The following is an 18,860-nucleotide window of genomic DNA, read 5'->3' on the forward strand; positions in this document are numbered from 1 at the left end:
GTGACCCGGATTGAGATCCCTGAAGCGCCCGATCGCGCCTGGTGCGAGGCGATGGATCGCGCCGATCCGCTGGCGCCGCTGCGCGACCGTTTCGACCTGCCCGAAGGGATGATCTACCTCGACGGCAACTCCCTTGGGGCCATGCCCAAGGCCGCGAGCGCCAAGGCCCAGGACGTCGTGACGCGCGAATGGGGCACGGACCTGATCAAGAGCTGGAACAGCGCCGGCTGGTTCGACCTGCCGGTGCGGCTGGGCGACAAGCTGGCGCCCCTGATCGGCGCCGGGGCGGGCGAGGTCATGATCTGCGATTCCACCAGCCAGAATCTGTTCAAGGTCCTGTCGGCAGCAGTCGCCATGCGTCCCGACCGCAACGTCCTGATCCTGGAAGGCAGCAACTTCCCGACCAACAACTATATCGCCGAAGGCGTCGCCGCCGCGACCGGCGGGCGGGTCTCGGTGCGCCTGTGTGAAAAGGACGAAATCGCCGACGCGATCGACGCCGACACCATCGCCGTCGCCATCACCCACGTCCACTACAAGACCGGCCACGTCCACGACATGGCGGCGATCACGGCGCGGGCGCAGGCGGCGGGGGCGTTGGCTGTCTGGGACCTGTGCCACAGCGCCGGCGCCATGCCGGTCGATCTGAACGGCTGCCAGGCGGACTTTGCCGTCGGCTGCACCTACAAATATCTGAACGGCGGCCCCGGTTCGCCGGCCTTCCTGTTCGTCGCCAAACGGCATCAGGGGCAGGCGCATCAGCCGGTGACCGGCTGGTGGGGCCATGCCGCGCCCTTCGCCTTTGAACCCGGCTATCGCCCGCAGACGGGGCTGCGCCAGTTCCTGATCGGCACCCAGCCGATCCTGTCGATGACCCTGGTCGAGACAGGGCTGGATATTCACCTGTCGGCTGACATGGCGGAAATCCGCGCCAAGTCGATGGCCCTGACCGACCTCTTCATCCGTCTGGTCGAGCAGCGCTGCGCCGGTCATGGCTTCACCCTGGCCTCGCCGCGCGACGCCGTCGGGCGCGGTAGCCAGGTCTCGTTCGCCCATGCCGACGGCTATCCGATCATGCGCGCCCTGATCGCGGCCGGCGTGATCGGCGACTTCCGCGCGCCGGACACGGTGCGCTTCGGCTTCACGCCCCTCTATGTCGGCTACGCCGATGTCTGGGACGCCGTGGAACGGCTGGCGAAGATCATGGATGACGGAGTATGGGAAGCGCCCGAGCATCAGGCGCGCGAAGCCGTCACATGAGCAAGGCAGGAGGGGGAAGCGCGATGGACGAACAGACCTATGTCGACCGCGAAGCGGGGCTGGAACGCGGGCTGAGCAAGGCGCAGATCATCATGATCGGCCTGGGCGGCGCGATCGGCACCGGGCTGTTCATGGGGTCGGGCATCGCGATCGGCTACGCCGGTCCCGGCGTGCTGGTCAGCTATGTCATCGCCGCGCTGATCGCGGTGATTATGGTGTTCAGCCTGTCGGAAATGGCCGTGGTCCATCCGACCGCGGGGTCGTTCGGCACCTATGCCGAAATCTATCTCGGGCCGCTGATGGGCTTCATCGTCCGCTACACCTACTGGATCCAGCAGGTGCTGCTGATCGGCAGCGAGGCGATCGCCGTCGGCATCTATATGCGCTGGTGGTTCCCCGGCACGCCGGTCTGGATGTGGGCGCTGGGCAGCGCCGGCGTCGTCGTCTGGGTGAACACCCGGGCGGTGCATAATTTCGGCTCGGTCGAATATTGGCTGACCGTCATCAAGGTGTCGGCCATCGTCGGCTTCATCCTAGTCGGGCTCAGCCGGATCTTCGGCGTCGTCGGCGATCCCATCGGCCTGCACAACGTCACGGGACTGGCAGGCGGCTTCCTGCCCCACGGCTTCTCCGGCGTCTGGCTGGCCGTGCTGATGGCGCTGTTTTCCTTCATGGGGCTGGAGTTCGTCGTCGGCACCGCCAGCGAGGCCAAGGACCCCAAGACGGCCATTCCGGCGGCGCTGCGCACGATGGCGGGACGGCTGTTCCTCTTCTACATTCTGGCGCTGTTCATCATCGTCGCCTTCATCCCGTGGACCGAGTCCGGGGCCAAGGTGGTGACCGAAAGCCCCTTCGTGAAAATGTTCGCCAGCGCGGGCATTCCCTATGCGGCCGGCATCATGAACTTCGTGGTCGCCTCGGCGGCCCTGTCGGCGATGAACACCAGCATCTATCTGGGCTCGCGCATGCTGTTCTCGCTGGCTCGCGGCGGCTATGCGCCGCGCGCTCTGGGTGAGCTGAACGCGCAAAAGGCGCCTATGCGTGCGACGCTGGTCACCGGCGTCGGCATCCTGGCGGCGGCCTCGATCTCGGCCCTGACGCCGATGGCCTACAACTATCTGTTCGGGATCGTTCTGTTCGGCGGCCTGCTGGTGTGGAGCACCATCCTGGCCAGCCATCTGCGCTTCCGTCACCGCCACAAGGGCGTCGACCTGCCGGTGCGGATGCCCTTCTTCCCCTATGCCCAGATTCTGGGCCTGGTGCTGCTGGCCGCGATCACCGTGACGATGGCGCTCCACGCCGACTGGCAGGTGGCCCTGGTCGCCGGCGTGCCGTGGCTGATCGTCATCGCGTCGGCCTATTTCATATGGAAGCGCGTGTCGCGGAAGGCCGCGCCTACGCCTTGACCTGATCCAACTCGTCGCGGATCTCGCCCGCTACCTCGTGAATGATGTCCATGAAGTAGCGGGCGGCGGCGGACAGCTCGACGTGGGCGTGGGTGGTCGCGCCGATGCGCGAGATCGCGCCTTCCAGCACGACGGGCAGGATGGCCAGCCCGGCCTGACCTGCGCCGACCTGATGCGGCATGGCGGCGATCATGTCGGTGTTCATCAGCAGACCGTGGTTGGTCAGAATCGACACGGATTCGATCACGTCGTGCGGGGGCTCCAGTCCTTCGTGGCGGAAGGCGGCGTCGATCTGGCGGCGCAAGGAGGTCTGCGGCGGCGGCATGACCCAGGCCTGCTCGACCAGATCGGCGAGGGTCAGCGACGCCCGCTTCGTCAACGGGTGGTCGGCGCGCACCATGATGGCCACCGTGTCGAGATATAGGACGTCCTGCTTCAGACCCTCGCGCTCGCGATACTCGGGCAGGCGGCCCAGCACGACGTCGAGGTCGCCGGTGCGCAGGGCGGGCATCAGACGGTCGATGGTGCCTTCGGTCACCGTGACCGCGATCCCGGGGCGCTGTTCGCGCAACCGCGCCAGGGCGCGCGGCAGCAGCGAGGTTGAGGCGGCCAGCAGGGTGCCGACATGCACCCGTCCCGAAAGCCCTTCCTCAAGCGATTGCAGCTCTTCGCCGGCGTGGCGCAACTGGGTCAGGATCAGCTTGGCGTGCTTGATCATGACCCTGCCGAAATCGGTCGGGGTCACGCCGCGCGAGGAGCGGTCGAACAACTGGACGCCCAGGGCGTCCTCCAGCTCCTTGATGCTCTTGGTCGCGGCGGGCTGGGCGATGTTCAGGGCCTGGGATCCCTTGAGCACCGTGCCCTCGTCGGCGATCGCCGTCAGCAGACGCAACTGGCGCAGCTTCAGCCGGCCCAGCAGGAAGTTCTCGTGGAATTTGGGCATGATGCCTCCCTGCGTCGCTTTCAGCGAGTTATAGCTGTTTCGTAATAGCCGGAGCAAGTCTCTGGATTATTGTTGATAGCCGCTCGCCGTTACTCAACCTCATGGCCCCCCGCGCCGGAATCGGCGGCGGGGATGACGGTTGGACAGGGGCGCGGCGAAAGTCATGACATTTGAGGCTTCACGAGAAACGGCTGTCATCGACATGCACAGCCATTTCTTTCCTGCGATGGACGCGGCCTATCGCACGCGGGCGGAAGCTGAAGGTCTGCCGTGGCTGCGCGAGGCGGGAGGCGGCAAGGGCTTCATCATGCAGGGCGGGACCGAGTTTCGTCCGGTTGAGGAGGTCCTATGGGACCCGGCGCGGCGCGTCGAGGCGCTGGACGCCCAGGGTATCGACCTGCAGATTCTGTGCGCCACGCCGATCATGTTTGGCTACAGTCGTCCAGCGGCCGAGGCGCGCGATATGGCGCAGCGTTTCAATGACGAGGCGATGGCCTTTTGCAGCTACGCGCCGCACCGGATGAAGGCTCTGGCCCAGGTGCCGCTGCAGGACATCGATATGGCCTGCGCCGAGGCGAGCCGCGCCATGGCGACGGGCCATCTGGGCGTCCAGATCGGCAACCATATGGGGATGCGTAACCTTGACGACGAAGGTCTTCTGACCTTCCTCACCCACTGCGCCGAGGTCGGCGCGGCGGTGCTGATCCACCCCTGGGACATGATGGCGCGCGAGCGCATGCCCAAATACATGCTGCCCTGGCTGGTGGCGATGCCGGCCGAGACCCAGCTGTCGATCCTGTCGCTGATCCTGTCCGGGGCCTTCGAACGTCTGCCCAGGTCCTTGCGCATCTGCTTCGGTCACGGCGGCGGCAGCTTCGCCTTCCTGCTGGGCCGCGTCGAAAACGCCTGGAAGTATCGCGACATCGTTCGCGTCGACTGCCCCCATCCGCCCTCGACCTATGTGGACCGCTTCTTCGTCGATTCGGCGGTGTTCGACCCGCGCGCGCTCAGTTTGCTAATCGACGTCATGGGCGAAGACCGTGTCCTGCTGGGCTCCGATCATCCCTTCCCCCTGGGCGAGCAGGACATCGGCTCGCTGGTGCGCGGCCACGACGGCCTGTCGGGCGCTCAAAAGGCCAAGATCCTCAGCGGCAACGCCAGGGCCTTCCTCAACCTCTAGAGCAGTTCCAGAACACCAGGCATCAGAAAACCCGCCGGAGCGTCGCTCCGGCGGGTTTTTGCTGTTCGACGTCTGAGGCGTTCTCACACCGGGGCAGGGGCGCCCTTGTAGCTCTCGGTGCCGGCCCAGCCGCGCTCGGACACGTCGACCATGACGTTTTCCGGCCCGGTCATCTTGTACTCGGCATTGTCTTTGGCCGGGTTCTTGCCGAGGCCCTGGGCCAGGTTGACGTCGTGGCGCGGCGCGAAGCCCGAGTTCTCGAAGCGGTCGACGATGGCGTTGATGTCATCGCACTGGAAGCCGATGTGGTGCAGGCCTGTGTAGCCTTCGGGGAATTCCATGCCGGCGGCGGGGCGGTTCTTGAAGCAGAGCAGGGCGATGTTGATGTGGCCGTCGGTGACATAATAGCCGCGCGCGTTGCGGCTATCGATCTTGCCGGCCAGGGTCCAGCCGAGGACCTCGGTGAAGAAGCCGACCGAGGTGTCCGGGTCGGCGGACGCAATCGCGACGTGGCGCAGGCGGGTCGTCATGGGGCGGGCCTTTCTGGGGCATGAGCAGGATGGCCGCCGGCAAGCGACGGCCGGTTGCGGAAATCAGGTGCCGATACGGATCGGGCTGACCAGGTCCTGAAGCGCGGCGACGAGGCTGAGCGCGGTGATCCGGCCGGTGCCGGGGTTCTCGTCGGTCGGCACATTCTCGATGGCGAGTTCCAGCCGCGCGCTGTCGGCATCGACCACGATCCGGTGCGTGTTGCGCTCCAGCGCAGGGTCGGCCCAGATTTCCAGCCGCGTCCGGTCGGGACCGACGCCCGCCATGCCCAGCGCAGCCGCGACGTTTACATTGGCCGGAAAGGCGACCGCGCCCTCGCGCGCGCTGCCCTCGAAGATCTTGAGGGGGGCAGTCAGGCCGGACAGGTCGATCTTGTTGCGCACGACGTGTTCGGCCTTGACCAGGGACTTGACCGGCTTGCGCGTCACCATGGTCACCGAATGGATGGTGCCGATGGCGGCGGCGCGCACGGCGTCGAGCCCCAGCAGGGCGCCGGTGGCCAGAATGATGCGGCCGTTATGGGCGCGCGCCAGATCGACCGCCTCGGGCCATTGCATCAGCGCCGCGCCGCTCACCGTCACCAGGGTCTTGCCGGCCCGTAGCGTCGTTTCGGCGATGTCGCGAAAGGCTGCGGTCGGCGCGCTGTCGACGATGACATCGCAACTGGCGACCAGTTCGGGGGTGTCGAGGATGGGGACCGGCGTTGGCAGGGCCGCCATCGCGGCCTCGGCGCGGCCACGGTCGCCGGCGGACACCGCCGCCAGCGTCAGCGGCAGTGCGCTGTCTTCGATATGGCGCGCGACAACGCGGCCAATGGTGCCGAACCCGGCTATGCCTACCTTGATCATGCCGGTCAGGCTAAAGGGCGGCGGCTATATGCGAATATACCCTTTGCCGGTCGGGTTATCCTGGAACGAATATAGATCGCGCCGACCGTCAAGATATATGTTTTTGATTATATGTAAGCCGATTTTCTATCTTTGACCGCATATCCGCGAGCCCGCACAAGTCATGACTGACTTCTGGGGGGAGCCGGGTGCACGAATTCATCAACCAGGACCTGCTGACGCTGACGGCCATGATGCTGCTGACCGGTGCGGTCGGCGGCCTACTGGCCGGACTGCTCGGGGTCGGTGGCGGCATTGTCATCGTCCCGGTGCTCGATCTGGTGCTGTCGTCGATGGGCGTGGATCCTTCGGTGCGGATGCATGTCGCGGTGGCGACCTCGCTGGCGACCATCATCCCGACCGCCATCTCCTCGTCCCGCGCGCACCACGCCAAGGGCGCGGTGGACATGGCCCAGCTGAAGCGCTGGAGCATCGCCATATTCCTCGGCGCCATCGCCGGGGTGCTGATCGCCTCGCGGGTGACGGGGGATGTCCTGTCCGCCGTGTTCGGCGTCATAGCCCTGCTGGTGGCGATCAAGATGCTGCTGCCGCTGGAGGGCAGGCATATAGCCGAGGCCATTCCCGGCGGGCCGGGCGGGCAACTGCTGCCGTTCGCCATCGGCGGCTTCTCCAGCATGATGGGCATTGGCGGCGGCACGCTGAGCGTCCCGACCATGACCCTTTTCAACTTTCCGATCCATCGCGCGGTCGGCACGGCGGCGCTGTTCGGCCTGTTGATCAGCGTGCCGGCGACCATCGCCTTCGTCATCACCGGATGGAATGTGCCCGGCCTGCCGACCGGCAGTCTCGGCTACGTCAACCTGATCGGCCTGGCGATCATCGCTCCGGTCTCCTTCTTCGCCGCGCCGTGGGGGGCGCGCCTCGCCCATTCGCTATCGAAGCGGCATCTGAGCGTCCTGTTCGGCCTGTTCCTCGCCGTGGTGTCGGCGCGGATGCTGATCCGGGCCTTCGGCTGATGTCATGCCTGACTCCCCCGCCATGCTGGACCGCCGCGCCGCGATCGCTGGGATCGGCGCCGCCGTCGCCCTCGGCGTCGCGCCGCAGCCGGCCTTTTCCTTGCAAGAGGTTGATCGACCAATGACCTGGTTTGCCCTGGCCACCCGCGCCGGCCCCGACGGCCCGCGTCCGACGATCAAGGTCGGCGACGCTTTCCACGACCTGCACGACGCCGCCGCCACGCATGGCTTTTCGGCGGTCGCTGGCGATGTCACGGCGATCATCCGCGACTGGGAGGAGCGGCGCGAGGGGCTGTTCGGGCTGGCCCATGCGCTCGCCGGAGCTTCTGGTTCAGCGCTTGCGGCGCCCCGGCTGCTGACGCCGTTCGAGCCGCGTCGCATCTTCGGCGCGGCGTCCAACTTCATCGAACACGCCGCCGAGATGCAGACCAAGCTGGCGGCCAAGGCCGACAGCGAGCCCTACATCTTCCTCAAGACCGTCGAGAGCGTCGTCGGCCCGGATGAGACCGTGGTGGTGCCGCCGCAGGTGTCGCGCCCCGACTGGGAGGTCGAGCTGGGCGTCGTGCTGGGCCGGGCGGGCAAGAATGTCGCCGTGGGCGAGGCGCACGACCTGATCGCCGGCTACACCATCGTCAACGACGTCTCGGCGCGCGACCGCACCCGGCGGACCGACTTCCCGTTCTCGCACGACTGGTTCCGCGGCAAGAGCTTCGACACCTTCACCCCGCTGGGCCCGGTCTTCGTGCCGCGCGACTGCCTGGGCGATCCACACGACATCCGCCTGGGGCTCTCGGTCAATGAGGCGTCGATGCAGGACGGCAATACGTCCGAGATGATCTTCAACATCCATGAGCAGATCGCCTATCTCTCGACGATCCTGGAGGTGCGCGCCGGCGACGTGATCGCGTCGGGCACCCCCGCCGGGGTCGGCATGGGGCGCGGCGTCTTCCTCAAGGACGGCGACGTGATGCGCGCCTGGGTCGAGGGGATCGGCGAGCTGACCAATCCGGTCTCGGCGCCGCATCTGCCGCGAGGAGCCGCCTGATGGCCGCCCTCGGTAGACGCGCCCTGCTTGTGCCCGCCGTGATCGTGGCGGCGATCGCGGGGATGACGCTGTGGAGCGCCTTTGGCGGCGACGCCCCGAAGGCGACGCCGCGCGAGGACGTCCGCACCGTCCGCTTCAACATGGCCTGGCTGCCGCAGGGCAGCATGGCGGGCGTCTTTGTCGCCATGGACAAGGGCTATTTCGCCGAAGCCGGGCTGAACGTCGAACCCGTGCGCGGCTTCGGCGGCATTCGGACCGCCAACGAACTCGACCAGGGCATGTTCGAGTTCGCCTATGTCGACCCCCTGTCGGTCGCGCTCAACCGCTCGAAGGGCGGCAGCACGCGGATGATCGGCGGCATCAACATGCGCCTGCCGGCCGGCGCCTGCTTCGTCAAGGAACGGCACACGATCGCGGCGCCGGCTGACCTTGCGGGGCTGAGGTTTGGCGCCGGTCAGTCCTCGGCGATCCAGACCCTGATGCCGGCCTGGCTTCAGGACAATGGCGTCGATCCGGCGCGCGTCGAACAGATCCAGCTGGACCCGGCCATCGTCGTCTCCTCGCTGGTCGAGGGGCGGATCGACGCCGCCGAATGCTGGCTCGGCAACTCGATGGCCCTGTTCGACAAGGCCGCCAAGGCCAAGGGCGTCAGCATCGGCCGGATCGCCTATGCCGACTTCGGGCTGGACGTTTACGGCAGCGGTCTCGCCACGCGCGACGCCCTGATCGACAGCGACCCCGCCCTGGTGCGCGCCTTCACCCACGCCGCCTATCGTGGCTATGCCGAGGCGGCGCGTGATCCCAAGGCGGCGCTGGCGATCATTCGCCGCCACTATCCTCTGCTCGACGAGGCCGTGACCGAACGCCAGATCCGCGAGACCGCCGAGCTGATGGCGGCCGAGGGCGGGTCCTACCGGCTGAAGCCCGAAAAGATCGAACGCACCGTCACGACCTTGCAGGCCAACGGCCAGCTCCAGGGCTTCGACGCGACCGAGACGCTCTTCACCAACGCCTTCGTTCCGATGGGGAAACAGCCATGACCGATCCGGCATCCTATCGCCCGCGTCCGACGCGGCTGGGCCACCTGGTCCTCAAGGTGCGCGACATCGACCGTTCGCTGGCCTTCTACACCGAGGTCATGGGCCTGGAGGTGTCGGACTGGATCGACCATCAGATGGTCTTCCTGCGCGCCGGCCATGACCACCATGATCTGGCCCTGCTGCAATTGCCGCCCGGCCATTCGGACGCGCCCGAGGGCCACTATCCGGCGGTCGAGCACTTCTCCTATCGGCTCGAAACCCTCGAGGAGATGGAGAAGGTCGCGGCCATGCTGATCGCGCGCGGCGTGCCCATCGATCGGGGGATCGGCAAGCACGGCCCTGGCGCCAACAGCTTCCTCGTCTTCCGCGATCCCGACGGCAACAATGTCGAATTCTACACCGACATGACCCAGATCGACGCCGAGCATCCCCATGCCCCGTCGGTGTGGGACGGGAAGCAGATGGCGACGTTCGACCGCTGGAACCTGGAACACTTCCTCGTGCCGCCGCCGGCCCGCATCCAGGCTCTGCTGGACAAGGAGGGGGAGGCATGACCCGCGCCCTGTTCAACCGCGACACGGCGATCAGCGTCGGCTTCTTCCTGCTGCTGGGCCTGGCCTGGGAATACGGCGTCCGCTGGACGGGGGTGCAGGCCTATCTGCTGCCGCCGCCCAGCGCGATCCTGGCCGAGTTGTGGCAGTCGCGTGGGCCGATCGTGGCGCAAAGTCTGGTGACCCTGACCGAAGTCTTCTGGGGCTTCATCATCGCGGTGGTGCTGGGCGTGCCGATCGCGGCCCTGATCTATTTTTCGCGCACGGCCAAGCGCACCGTCTATCCGCTGTTCGTCGCCCTGCAGAGCATTCCCAAGATCGGCCTGGCGCCCCTGATCGTCGTCTGGTTCGGCTACGGCCTGACGTCGAAGCTGATCATGGCCTTCCTGTTCGCCTTCTTCCCGATCATCATTTCGACGCTCGGCGGGCTGGCCAGCACCCCGGCCCATCTTGAGGAACATTTCCGCGCCCTGCGCGCCACGCCGCTGCAGACCTTCTGGCGGCTGCGTCTGCCGGCGGCCCTGCCCAGCTTCCTCGACGGCTGCAAGGTGGCCATGCCGCTGGCCGTGATCGGCGCGGTGGTCGGCGAGTTCGTCGGATCGAACGACGGCCTGGGCAACCTGATCCTGACGGCGTCGGGTTCGGGCCATACGACCCTGACCTTTGCGGCCCTGTTCGCGGTGACGGTCCTGTCGCTGCTGCTCTTCTACGGCGTCGCCTACTGGGAACGCTTCATCTGGTGGCGTGCGGCATGAGTGCGGAAATCTCCATCACCGGCGTCGGCAAGGCGTTCGACGGGCGCAAGGTGCTTGAGGGCGTCACCGCCGACATCCACGCCGCCGAGTTCGTCTCGGTCCTAGGCCCGTCAGGCTGCGGCAAGAGCACCCTGCTGCGCCTGATCGCCGGGCTCATCCCGTTCGAGGAGGGCGCCATCCAGGTCAACGGAGAGGCCGTGACCGCGCCCTCGGCGGCGATGGGCTTTGTCTTCCAGACCTCGAACCTGCTGCCCTGGCTCAATGTGCGCGACAACCTGCTGCTCGGGATCAATCTCGACGCTGGGGCGCAGCGGCTGGACGAGGCCGCGCTGGCCGAACTGGTCGAGACCCTGGGGCTGACGGGCTTCGAGGCCAGCTATCCGCACCAGCTGTCGGGCGGGATGCGGCACCGCGTGGCCATCGGTCAGGCGTTGGCGCGCAATCCGCAGATCCTGCTGATGGACGAGCCCTTCGGCGCCCTGGACGCCCTGACGCGCGACCGGCTCAACATGGAGCTGCTGCGTCTGTGGCAGCGCGACCGCAAGACGGTGGTCCTGGTCACACACAGCATTTCCGAGGCCGTGCTGCTTTCCGACCGGGTGCTGGTCATGTCGGAGCGGCCGGGGACGATCATCGAAGACGTCCGTATCGACCTGCCGCGTCCGCGCGACCCCAGCGTCACGCGCGAGGATCCGGCCTTTGGCGACTACGTCGTTCGGCTCAGCAAATTGATGGGAGTAGCGTGATGGAAAGCGGGATCGTGAAGACCGCCGGCGCCGAGATCTATTACCAGACGCACGGCGCGGGGCCGGCGGTGGTGCTGGCGCACGGCATCGGCGGCAACCACGCCCTCTGGTATGGTCAGATTGATACCCTGGCGCGGTCGAACCGGGTCATCCTGTTCGATCATCGCGGCTTCGGCCTGTCGCGCGATCTGGATGGGCGCGGGCGCGACGCCTTTGTCGAGGACCTGGCCGCCCTGCTGGATCATCTGGGCGAGGACAGGGTGGCTCTGGTCGGTCAGTCGATGGGGGCGGGGACCAGCATCGGTTTCGCCCATCAGGCGCCCGAACGCGTCGCGGCCCTGGCCATATGCGACAGCCTGCACGGCATGGCCGAGAGCGCGGCGGTGAAGACGATCATGGACGCCGCCCGAGCGAAGACGGCTGCGATGGATCAGATCGACCGCGTGTTGGGCGCTGACGCCCCGCGTGACCTGGCCATGCTCTATCGCCAGATCGCCAGCTTCAACGCCGTGGATCGCCACAACCTGACGGGCCAGTTCGCGGCGCGCCCGGCGGCGGATCTGGCGGGCAAGGGCTTCCCCATCCTCTTCCTGTGCGGGACCGAGGATGTGATCTTCCCCATCGAGGCGGTGCGTCTGGTCCAGGAAGAGGTCGCCGGCTCCTTCCTGGTCGAGGTCAACGACGTCGGCCACTCCGCCTTCCTCGAGGCGCCGGTGCAGTTCAACGACACCCTCCTGTCGCTGCTTCAGATGGCCGGACATGTCGGCCAGCGCGGCGCGGCCCATAGCAATACCGCCGGCTACGCCCGGATCGGGGGCGAAGCATGACCGACACGGCCTATCCCTTCGCCCAGCGCGACATCCTCAACTATGTCGACGGCGCCTTCGTCGCGGGCGACGTATTTTTCGACAATGTGAACCCGGTGACGGGGACGGTCGCGGCGCGCGTGTCCCAGGCCGATCGGGCCCTGGTCGACCGGGCGGTGGCGGCGGGTCGCCGTGCGCTCAAGGGGCCGTGGGGGAAGATGTCCCAGGCGGAGCGGTGCAAGCTGCTGGTCCGCGTCGCCGAGGGCATCGAGGCGCGCTTCGACGACTTCGCGGCGGCCGAGATCGCCGACACTGGCAAGTCGCTGCATCAGGCCCGCACCATCGATATTCCGCGCGGCGCGGCCAACTTCCGCGCCTTCGCCGCGATGGCCGAGGCGCGGGCCATGCCCAGCTTCCGCACCGATCTGGCCGATGGGCGCAGCGCCATAAACTACGCTGTGGCCCGCCCTCTGGGGGTGGTGGCGATCATCTCGCCGTGGAACCTGCCGCTGCTGCTGATGACGTGGAAGGTCGCGCCCGCTCTGGCCTGCGGCAATGTGGTGGTGGTCAAGCCGAGCGAGGAAACCCCCTCGACCGCGACCCTGCTGGCCGAGGTCATGGACGCCGCGGGCGTGCCGCCGGGGGTGTTCAACCTGGTTCACGGTTTCGGCGCCGCCTCGACCGGCGAATGGCTGACCGCCAACCCCGACATCGACGCCATCACCTTCACCGGAGAGTCGGCCACGGGCGGCGCCATCATGAGGGTGGCGGCGGCGGGGGTGAAGCCGGTCTCGTTCGAGCTGGGCGGCAAGAACGCCGCTCTGGTCTTCGCCGATTGCGATTTCGACGAGGCGATCGCGGGCACGGTGCGCTCGGTCTTCTCCAATTGCGGCCAGGTTTGCCTGTGCACCGAGCGCATCTATGTCGAGCGGCCGATCTTCGACCGCTTCGTGAAGGCTCTGGCCGAGCGCGCCGAGGCCCTGACTATCGGCGATCCCTGGTCGGGCGCCGACATGGGGCCGCTCATCTCGCACGGCCACCGCGACAAGGTGCTGGGCTACTACGCCCTGGCGAGAGAAGAGGGGGCGACGGTCGTCACCGGCGGCGGCGTGCCGTCGTTCGGCGGTCCGCTGGATCAGGGCGCCTTCGTCCAGCCCACGATCCTGACGGGTCTGGGCCAGGACGCTCGCTGCGTGCGCGAGGAGGTCTTCGGCCCCGTCTGCCACATCGCGCCTTTTGACAGCGAAGCCGAGGCGATCGAGCTGGCCAACGACAGCGACTATGGTCTGGCGGCGGCGATCTGGACGCGGGATGTGGGCCGCGCCCACCGCGTGGCAGGGCAGATGGAAACCGGCATCGTCTGGGTCAATGAATGGTTCCTGCGCGACCTGCGTACGCCGTTCGGCGGCATGAAGCTGTCCGGCATCGGCCGCGAGGGCGGCGAACATTCGCTGAGCTTCTACTCGGAACCCACCAATATCTGCGTCAAACTCTAGGGGGAGGGGACGACATGACGGACATCGCGACAATCGCCGCAAGGCTGGACGCCGCCGCGCGCGACGCCCGGGCGATCCCGCAGATCACGGGGCAGGAAGGCGAACTGGCGCTGAGCGACGCCTATGACATCCAGCGCGCCGTGATCGATCATCGGCTGGCGCGCGGCGCGGCCCTGGTCGGGGTCAAGATGGGCTTCACCAGCGAAGCCAAGATGATCCAGATGGGTCTGAAGGATCAGATCTGGGGGCGGCTGACCTCCGACATGGTCGTGGCCAACGGCGGCGTGGTCGACCGCGCCCGTTTCATCCATCCGCGTGTCGAGCCCGAGGTGGCGGTGCGGCTCAAGGCGCCGTTGTCGGGCGAGATCACCCGCGAAGAGGCCTTCGGCGCGATCGACGCCGTGGCGCCGGCGCTGGAGATCATCGACAGCCGCTACGAGAACTTCCGCTTCGCCCTGGGCGATGTGGTCGCCGACAACGCCTCGTCCTCGGCCTTTGTCGTGGGCGACTGGCGGCCCGCCGACACAGACGTCGCCGATGTGCCGATGGTGATGAGCGTCGACGGCGCCGTCGCCGAGACCGGGACGAGCGCCGCCATCCTCGGCGATCCGATCCGCTCTCTGGTCGCGGCGGCGCGACTGGCGGGGGCGGCGGGGTTGATGCTGCAGCCCGGCTGGACAGTGATGCTGGGCGGCGCCACGGCGGCGGCGGCCATTGGTTCGGCGCGTGAGGTCTCGCTCGACGCCGGACATCTGGGCCGCGTCGGCTTCACCATCGCAGGCGGCGTAAAATGAGCGGAGATGGCCGGGTCATTCCGGGCAAGGCGCGCCCGCGCGGCCGCTTTCCCCACTATCGCCGCGCCGGTGATTTCGTCTTTGTCTCGGGGACCAGTTCGCGTCGCCCCGACAACAGCTTCGCCGGCGCCTCGGCGGATGAGTTCGGCGGCGTCAGCCTCGATATCGCCGAACAGACCCGCGCGGTGATCGACAACATCGCCGCCATCCTGGCCGACGCCGGCGGGTCGCTGGCGGATGTCGTCGACGTCACCAGCTTCCTCGTGAACATGAATGACTTCGGCGGCTACAACGCCGTCTACGCCGAGTATTTCGACGAATCTGGACCGGCGCGCACCACCGTCGCCGTCCACCAGCTTCCCCATCCGCATCTGCTGATCGAGATCAAGGCGACCGCCTTCATCCCGCGCGCCGACCGCCCCTGATCCCCGGACAAAGCCCATGCTGACCTATGGCCCGCCCTTCAACTTCCGTCAGTGGATCGCCGATCATCGCGAGCAGCTGAAGCCGCCCGTCGGCAACGCCCAGATCTGGGAGGACGCCGACTTCATCGTCACCGTCGTCGGCGGACCGAACCAGCGCACCGACTATCACGTCGATCCGCTGGAGGAGTTCTTCTATCAGCTGGAAGGCGACATGAACCTGCGCCTGTGGACCGAGGACGGTCCCAAGGACATGACGATCCGCGAGGGCGACATCTTCCTGCTGCCGCCGAACGTGCCGCACTCGCCGCAGCGCCCGGTCGAGGGCAGCGTCGGTCTGGTGATCGAGCGCAAGCGCCCCGAGGGCGTGACCGACGCCTTCCAGTGGTACTGCGATGACTGCGGTGCGATTGTCCACCGCGTCGAGGTGCAGTTGAAGAGCATCGTGCGCGACCTGCCGCCCCTGTTCGCAGCCTTCTACGCCAGCGAGGAGCTGCGCACCTGCGGCCAGTGCGGCACGGTGCATCCCGGCAAGCACGCGGTCCCGGCCTGATGTCGGCGGCCTATGAAGCTGCCGCGCGCCGGTTGCGCGACGCCTATGCGGGAGCCGTGGTCGCCCCCTTGCGCGACGTTCTGGACCCAATCGATGCGGCCGGCGCCTATGCGGTGCAGACGATCAACACCCGCTTCTGGGAAGCTGAGGGCCGGCAGATCGTCGGCCGCAAGGCGGGCCTGACGGCCAAGGCGGTGCAGATCCAGCTCGGCGTCGATCAGCCCGACTTTGGCGCATTGTTCGACGACATGCGTATCGCCGACGGCGGTCGCCTTGATCCCGCGCGGACGATCCAACCCAAGGCCGAGGCGGAGATCGCCTTCGTTCTCGGCGCCGACCTGCCCGATGCTGAAACGACGGTGGAACAGATCGCGGCGGCGGTCGCGAGCGTCCACGCCGCCATCGAGATCGTCGACAGCCGCATCGCCGACTGGAAGATCACCTTCGCCGACACGGTCGCCGACAACGGGTCTTCGGCCTTCTTCGTCCTCTCCGATGAGGGCAGGGCGCTGGCGGGGCTCGACCTTGAAGGGGCGGCGATGGCGATGACGGTCAACGGCGCGGTCGTATCCACCGGCGTCGGCGCGGCGGCGCTGGGCAATCCGCTCAACGCGGCGGCCTGGCTGGCGCGTACGCTGGCCGAGCGCGGCGAACCTCTGAAGGCGGGCGATGTCCTGCTGGCTGGCGCCCTGGGACCGATGGTGGCGCTGACGCCCGGCGACCATGTGGTCGCCGCAATCGACGGCTTGGGCGACGTCCGCTTCACCTATGGCGAGGGCTGAGACGATGACCTCCAAATCCAGGACCAAGGTCGCCATCATCGGGTCGGGCAATATCGGCACGGATCTGATGATCAAGATCATGCGCCTGTCCGACACGCTGGAGGTCGCGGCCTTCGTCGGCATCGACCCGGAATCCGATGGCCTGAAGCGCGCCGAACGCCTGGGCGTCCCGGTCACCGCCGAGGGGCTGGACGGCCTGATCGCGCTGCCGGGCTTCGCCGACATCGCCATCGTCTTCGACGCGACCTCGGCGGGCGCGCACAAGCGGCACAGCGAGGCGCTGACGGCGCACGGCAAGCGCGTGATCGACCTGACCCCGGCGGCGATCGGCCCCTATGTGATCCCGCCGGTCAACGGCGAGGCGCATTTGGACGCGCCCAACGTCAATATGGTGACCTGCGGCGGGCAGGCGACCATCCCCATCGTCGCGGCGGTGAACCGCGTCGTCAAGGTGCATTACGGCGAGATCGTCGCCTCGATCGCCTCGAAGAGCGCGGGCCCCGGCACGCGCGCTAACATCGACGAGTTCACCGAGACGACCAGTCAGGCCATCGCCCAGGTGGGCGGCGCCACACGTGGCAAGGCCATCATCGTGCTCAACCCCGCCGAACCGCCGCTGATCATGCGCGACACCGTCTACTGCCTCTGCGACGACGGCGACCGCGAGGCGATCCGTCGCTCGGTCGAGGCCATGGTGGCCGAGGTCCAGACCTATGTGCCCGGCTATCGTCTCAAGCAGGCGGTGCAGTTCGAAAGCGTCGGCGGCAACGCCCCGCTATGCATCCCCGAAATGGGCGGCGAGTTCACGGGCCTGAAGGTCAGCGTCTTCCTCGAGGTCGAGGGGGCGGCGCACTACCTGCCGGCCTACGCCGGCAATCTCGACATCATGACCTCGGCGGCGCTCAAGACCGCCGAGAAGATCGCCGAAAGGATCGCCGCGTGACCTTCGATCCCACCGCCACCAAGCTCTATATTCAGGACGTCACCCTGCGGGACGGCATGCACGCCATCCGTCACCAATATGGCCTCGACCATGTTCAGGCCATCGCCCGCGCGCTGGACCGGGCCAAGGTCGACGCCATCGAGGTCGCGCACGGCGACGGGCTGCAGGGCTCCAGCTTCAACTACGGCTTCGGCGCCCATACCGACTGGGACTGGATCGGCGCGGTCGCCGATGTGCTGGAACACAGCGTGTTGACCACGCTTCTGCTGCCCGGCATCGGCACAGTGCATGACCTGAAGCGCGCCTATGATCTGGGGGTGCGCTCGGTGCGCATCGCGACCCATTGCACCGAGGCCGACGTGGCCAAGCAGCATATCGAGGCCGCTCGCACCCTGGGCATGGACGTGTCCGGCTTCCTGATGATGAGCCACATGTCCGAACCCGACGCCCTGGCGCAGCAGGCCAGGCTGATGGAGACCTACGGCGCCCACTGCGTCTATGTCACCGACAGCGGCGGCGCGATGACCATGGACCAGTATGCCGCGCGTCTGGCCGCCTATGACCGGGTGCTGAAACCCGAGACGCAGCGCGGGGTGCATGCCCACCACAACCTGTCGCTGGGCGTGGCCAACAGCATCGTCGCCGTTCAGGGCGGCGCCATTCGGGTCGACGCCTCTCTGGCGGGCATGGGGGCGGGCGCCGGCAACGCCCCGCTCGAAGTCTTCATCGCCGCGGCGGAAGTGCAGGGCTGGAACCACGGCTGCGATCTCTACGCCTTGATGGATGCGGCCGAGGACCTCGTCCGTCCGCTTCAGGACCGCCCCGTGCGCGTCGATCGTGAGACGCTCACGTTGGGCTATGCCGGGGTCTATTCCAGCTTCCTGCGCCATGCCGAGAAGGCCGCCGCCGAGCATGGCCTCGACACGCGGGCCATCCTGGTCGAGCTGGGCCGGCGCAAGATGGTCGGCGGTCAGGAAGACATGATCATGGACGTGGCGCTGGACATGGCGCGGGCGTCGGCAGGCGTCGCGATCGCCAACTGACATGCCGCTGTCCCTGATCGGCCTGTCCGGCAGCCTGCGCCGTCAGGCTTACAGCACCGCCGTCCTGCTGACGCTGCGTGATGTCCTGCCAGACGACATGCGGCTGGATGTGCGGTCGCTGGCAGACGTCCCGCTCTTCAACGACGATCTCGACGGCGAGGACGCGCCCGCCACGGTCGCTGCCCTGCGTCGCGATATCTCCGCAGCGGATGGTCTGGTGGTCATCTCGCCGGAATACAACCACGGCATGAGCGGGGTGATGAAGAATGCGCTGGACTGGCTGTCACGGCCCGGCCTGAACAGTTGCCTGCGCGACAAGCCGGTGCTGACCCTGACCGCCTCGCCGTCGGCGCTCGGCGGCGTCCGGGCTCAGCAGCAACTCAACGAGACCTTCATCGCCACCTGCTCGCGCCTGGTCATCCGCCGTCAGATCGTGATCGGCCTGGTCGCTGAAAAGGTCGTGGATGGGCGCCTGGTTCACCAGCCGACACTTGATTTCATTCTGGAGGGGCTTCGCGACCTGAACGACGTCTGCGGCTGAAGGGCAGCATGGATCAGAGGGCAGGGGCGGATGCTCTCGGACTCCGGTTCGTTGAGATAGTTCGTGAAAGTGTCATTCATGGCTTGTGGAGTCGGGGTTGGGTCCGTATATCCGCCGCTCGCTCGGAAACGGGCGGGCCGC

General features: G+C 67.4%; 21 protein-coding genes. 18 read left to right on the top strand and 3 right to left on the bottom strand.

What is annotated here, in order from left to right; all coding sequences use genetic code 11:
- Both kynU and ACIQTU_RS15445 read left to right on the top strand, forming a co-directional pair.
- Complete coding sequence (gene kynU / locus ACIQTU_RS15440) at positions 1–1,260, top strand: kynureninase (RefSeq protein WP_400549145.1); 1,260 nt, start codon at positions 1–3, stop codon at positions 1,258–1,260.
- Between the two features lie 23 nt (positions 1,261–1,283).
- Positions 1,284–2,666 carry an amino acid permease gene (locus ACIQTU_RS15445; protein ID WP_400549148.1) on the top strand — a complete coding sequence of 461 codons (1,383 nt, stop codon included), beginning with the start codon at positions 1,284–1,286 and terminating at the stop codon, positions 2,664–2,666.
- On the opposite strand, the gene ACIQTU_RS15450 is transcribed toward ACIQTU_RS15445, so the two are convergent.
- Positions 2,656–3,609, bottom strand: a complete 954-nt coding sequence (locus ACIQTU_RS15450; RefSeq protein WP_400549151.1) for a LysR family transcriptional regulator — start codon at positions 3,607–3,609, stop codon at positions 2,656–2,658. The two genes, ACIQTU_RS15445 and ACIQTU_RS15450, sit on opposite strands and share 11 nt — an antisense overlap.
- Before the next feature lie 202 nt (positions 3,610–3,811).
- Between ACIQTU_RS15450 and ACIQTU_RS15455 the strand changes: the two genes are divergently transcribed.
- Positions 3,812–4,789: an amidohydrolase family protein gene (locus ACIQTU_RS15455; protein ID WP_400549154.1), complete on the top strand. Its 978-nt coding sequence runs from the start codon at positions 3,812–3,814 to the stop codon at positions 4,787–4,789.
- 83 nt (positions 4,790–4,872) lie between these two features.
- Here ACIQTU_RS15455 and ACIQTU_RS15460 read toward each other — a convergent pair whose 3' ends face one another.
- Together ACIQTU_RS15460 and ACIQTU_RS15465 are read right to left on the bottom strand one after the other, a co-directional pair.
- Positions 4,873–5,319, bottom strand: coding sequence for a VOC family protein (locus ACIQTU_RS15460; protein ID WP_400549157.1), 447 nt, complete (start codon positions 5,317–5,319; stop codon positions 4,873–4,875).
- Between the two features lie 63 nt (positions 5,320–5,382).
- Positions 5,383–6,186, bottom strand: coding sequence for an aspartate dehydrogenase (locus ACIQTU_RS15465; RefSeq protein WP_400549159.1), 804 nt, complete (start codon positions 6,184–6,186; stop codon positions 5,383–5,385).
- 188 nt (positions 6,187–6,374) lie between these two features.
- Here ACIQTU_RS15465 and ACIQTU_RS15470 point away from each other — a divergent pair, with 188 nt between their 5' ends.
- The 15 genes from ACIQTU_RS15470 to ACIQTU_RS15540 are packed head-to-tail and all read left to right on the top strand — an operon-like array spanning position 6,375 to position 18,719.
- On the top strand, positions 6,375–7,202 hold the full coding sequence (locus ACIQTU_RS15470) for a sulfite exporter TauE/SafE family protein (RefSeq protein WP_400549162.1): 828 nt from the start codon (positions 6,375–6,377) through the stop codon (positions 7,200–7,202).
- A 4-nt stretch (positions 7,203–7,206) separates the two neighbouring features.
- The gene (locus tag ACIQTU_RS15475; RefSeq protein WP_400549165.1) at positions 7,207–8,247 is read left to right on the top strand and encodes a fumarylacetoacetate hydrolase family protein; all 1,041 of its coding nucleotides are present in this window, start codon (positions 7,207–7,209) and stop codon (positions 8,245–8,247) included.
- Positions 8,247–9,287, top strand: coding sequence for an ABC transporter substrate-binding protein (locus ACIQTU_RS15480; protein ID WP_400549168.1), 1,041 nt, complete (start codon positions 8,247–8,249; stop codon positions 9,285–9,287). Before ACIQTU_RS15475 ends, ACIQTU_RS15480 begins: the two co-directional genes overlap by 1 nt.
- Positions 9,284–9,841 carry a VOC family protein gene (locus tag ACIQTU_RS15485; RefSeq protein ID WP_400549171.1) on the top strand — a complete coding sequence of 186 codons (558 nt, stop codon included), beginning with the start codon at positions 9,284–9,286 and terminating at the stop codon, positions 9,839–9,841. Before ACIQTU_RS15480 ends, ACIQTU_RS15485 begins: the two co-directional genes overlap by 4 nt.
- Entirely contained in the window at positions 9,838–10,593 is a 756-nt protein-coding gene (locus tag ACIQTU_RS15490; RefSeq protein ID WP_400549174.1) for an ABC transporter permease, read from the top strand. The genes ACIQTU_RS15485 and ACIQTU_RS15490 overlap by 4 nt, the downstream gene beginning before the upstream one ends.
- Positions 10,590–11,339 carry an ABC transporter ATP-binding protein gene (locus ACIQTU_RS15495; RefSeq protein ID WP_400549177.1) on the top strand — a complete coding sequence of 250 codons (750 nt, stop codon included), beginning with the start codon at positions 10,590–10,592 and terminating at the stop codon, positions 11,337–11,339. Before ACIQTU_RS15490 ends, ACIQTU_RS15495 begins: the two co-directional genes overlap by 4 nt.
- Positions 11,339–12,166 carry an alpha/beta fold hydrolase gene (locus ACIQTU_RS15500; RefSeq protein WP_400549180.1) on the top strand — a complete coding sequence of 276 codons (828 nt, stop codon included), beginning with the start codon at positions 11,339–11,341 and terminating at the stop codon, positions 12,164–12,166. The genes ACIQTU_RS15495 and ACIQTU_RS15500 overlap by 1 nt, the downstream gene beginning before the upstream one ends.
- Positions 12,163–13,641, top strand: coding sequence for a 2-hydroxymuconic semialdehyde dehydrogenase (locus ACIQTU_RS15505; RefSeq protein WP_400549187.1), 1,479 nt, complete (start codon positions 12,163–12,165; stop codon positions 13,639–13,641). Before ACIQTU_RS15500 ends, ACIQTU_RS15505 begins: the two co-directional genes overlap by 4 nt.
- A 14-nt stretch (positions 13,642–13,655) precedes the next feature.
- Entirely contained in the window at positions 13,656–14,435 is a 780-nt protein-coding gene (locus ACIQTU_RS15510; RefSeq protein WP_400549190.1) for a 2-keto-4-pentenoate hydratase, read from the top strand.
- Entirely contained in the window at positions 14,432–14,860 is a 429-nt protein-coding gene (locus ACIQTU_RS15515; protein ID WP_400549193.1) for a RidA family protein, read from the top strand. Before ACIQTU_RS15510 ends, ACIQTU_RS15515 begins: the two co-directional genes overlap by 4 nt.
- A 16-nt stretch (positions 14,861–14,876) precedes the next feature.
- Positions 14,877–15,410 (top strand): 3-hydroxyanthranilate 3,4-dioxygenase, encoded by a 534-nt coding sequence (locus tag ACIQTU_RS15520; RefSeq protein WP_400549196.1) that lies wholly within the window; start codon positions 14,877–14,879, stop codon positions 15,408–15,410.
- On the top strand, positions 15,410–16,192 hold the full coding sequence (locus ACIQTU_RS15525) for a 2-keto-4-pentenoate hydratase (protein WP_400549198.1): 783 nt from the start codon (positions 15,410–15,412) through the stop codon (positions 16,190–16,192). The genes ACIQTU_RS15520 and ACIQTU_RS15525 overlap by 1 nt, the downstream gene beginning before the upstream one ends.
- Before the next feature lie 4 nt (positions 16,193–16,196).
- Positions 16,197–17,135, top strand: a complete 939-nt coding sequence (locus ACIQTU_RS15530) for an acetaldehyde dehydrogenase (acetylating) (protein ID WP_400549201.1) — start codon at positions 16,197–16,199, stop codon at positions 17,133–17,135.
- Positions 17,132–18,178: a 4-hydroxy-2-oxovalerate aldolase gene (dmpG, locus tag ACIQTU_RS15535; RefSeq protein ID WP_400549204.1), complete on the top strand. Its 1,047-nt coding sequence runs from the start codon at positions 17,132–17,134 to the stop codon at positions 18,176–18,178. Before ACIQTU_RS15530 ends, dmpG begins: the two co-directional genes overlap by 4 nt.
- A 1-nt stretch (position 18,179) precedes the next feature.
- Positions 18,180–18,719, top strand: coding sequence for an NADPH-dependent FMN reductase (locus tag ACIQTU_RS15540; RefSeq protein WP_400549207.1), 540 nt, complete (start codon positions 18,180–18,182; stop codon positions 18,717–18,719).
- Positions 18,720–18,860 lie beyond the last annotated feature (141 nt).

It is taken from the genome of Brevundimonas sp. NPDC090276, from assembly GCF_044772165.1.
Lineage (GTDB): Bacteria > Pseudomonadota > Alphaproteobacteria > Caulobacterales > Caulobacteraceae > Brevundimonas.

Excerpts from the sequence above, each read along its gene's own strand:
- ACIQTU_RS15515 (WP_400549193.1), top strand. The coding sequence starts at position 14,432 with ATGAGCGGAGATGGCCGGGTCATTCCGGGCAAGGCGCGCCCGCGCGGC.
- ACIQTU_RS15490 (WP_400549174.1), top strand. The coding sequence starts at position 9,838 with ATGACCCGCGCCCTGTTCAACCGCGACACGGCGATCAGCGTCGGCTTC.
- ACIQTU_RS15480 (WP_400549168.1), top strand. The coding sequence starts at position 8,247 with ATGGCCGCCCTCGGTAGACGCGCCCTGCTTGTGCCCGCCGTGATCGTG.
- ACIQTU_RS15450 (WP_400549151.1), bottom strand. The coding sequence starts at position 3,609 with ATGCCCAAATTCCACGAGAACTTCCTGCTGGGCCGGCTGAAGCTGCGC.
- ACIQTU_RS15475 (WP_400549165.1), top strand. The coding sequence starts at position 7,207 with ATGCCTGACTCCCCCGCCATGCTGGACCGCCGCGCCGCGATCGCTGGG.
- ACIQTU_RS15455 (WP_400549154.1), top strand. The coding sequence starts at position 3,812 with ATGCACAGCCATTTCTTTCCTGCGATGGACGCGGCCTATCGCACGCGG.
- ACIQTU_RS15530 (WP_400549201.1), top strand. The coding sequence starts at position 16,197 with ATGACCTCCAAATCCAGGACCAAGGTCGCCATCATCGGGTCGGGCAAT.
- ACIQTU_RS15445 (WP_400549148.1), top strand. The coding sequence starts at position 1,284 with ATGGACGAACAGACCTATGTCGACCGCGAAGCGGGGCTGGAACGCGGG.
- ACIQTU_RS15525 (WP_400549198.1), top strand. The coding sequence starts at position 15,410 with ATGTCGGCGGCCTATGAAGCTGCCGCGCGCCGGTTGCGCGACGCCTAT.
- ACIQTU_RS15460 (WP_400549157.1), bottom strand. The coding sequence starts at position 5,319 with ATGACGACCCGCCTGCGCCACGTCGCGATTGCGTCCGCCGACCCGGAC.
- ACIQTU_RS15500 (WP_400549180.1), top strand. The coding sequence starts at position 11,339 with ATGGAAAGCGGGATCGTGAAGACCGCCGGCGCCGAGATCTATTACCAG.
- ACIQTU_RS15505 (WP_400549187.1), top strand. The coding sequence starts at position 12,163 with ATGACCGACACGGCCTATCCCTTCGCCCAGCGCGACATCCTCAACTAT.
- ACIQTU_RS15495 (WP_400549177.1), top strand. The coding sequence starts at position 10,590 with ATGAGTGCGGAAATCTCCATCACCGGCGTCGGCAAGGCGTTCGACGGG.
- ACIQTU_RS15540 (WP_400549207.1), top strand. The coding sequence starts at position 18,180 with ATGCCGCTGTCCCTGATCGGCCTGTCCGGCAGCCTGCGCCGTCAGGCT.
- ACIQTU_RS15465 (WP_400549159.1), bottom strand. The coding sequence starts at position 6,186 with ATGATCAAGGTAGGCATAGCCGGGTTCGGCACCATTGGCCGCGTTGTC.
- ACIQTU_RS15520 (WP_400549196.1), top strand. The coding sequence starts at position 14,877 with ATGCTGACCTATGGCCCGCCCTTCAACTTCCGTCAGTGGATCGCCGAT.
- ACIQTU_RS15510 (WP_400549190.1), top strand. The coding sequence starts at position 13,656 with ATGACGGACATCGCGACAATCGCCGCAAGGCTGGACGCCGCCGCGCGC.
- ACIQTU_RS15485 (WP_400549171.1), top strand. The coding sequence starts at position 9,284 with ATGACCGATCCGGCATCCTATCGCCCGCGTCCGACGCGGCTGGGCCAC.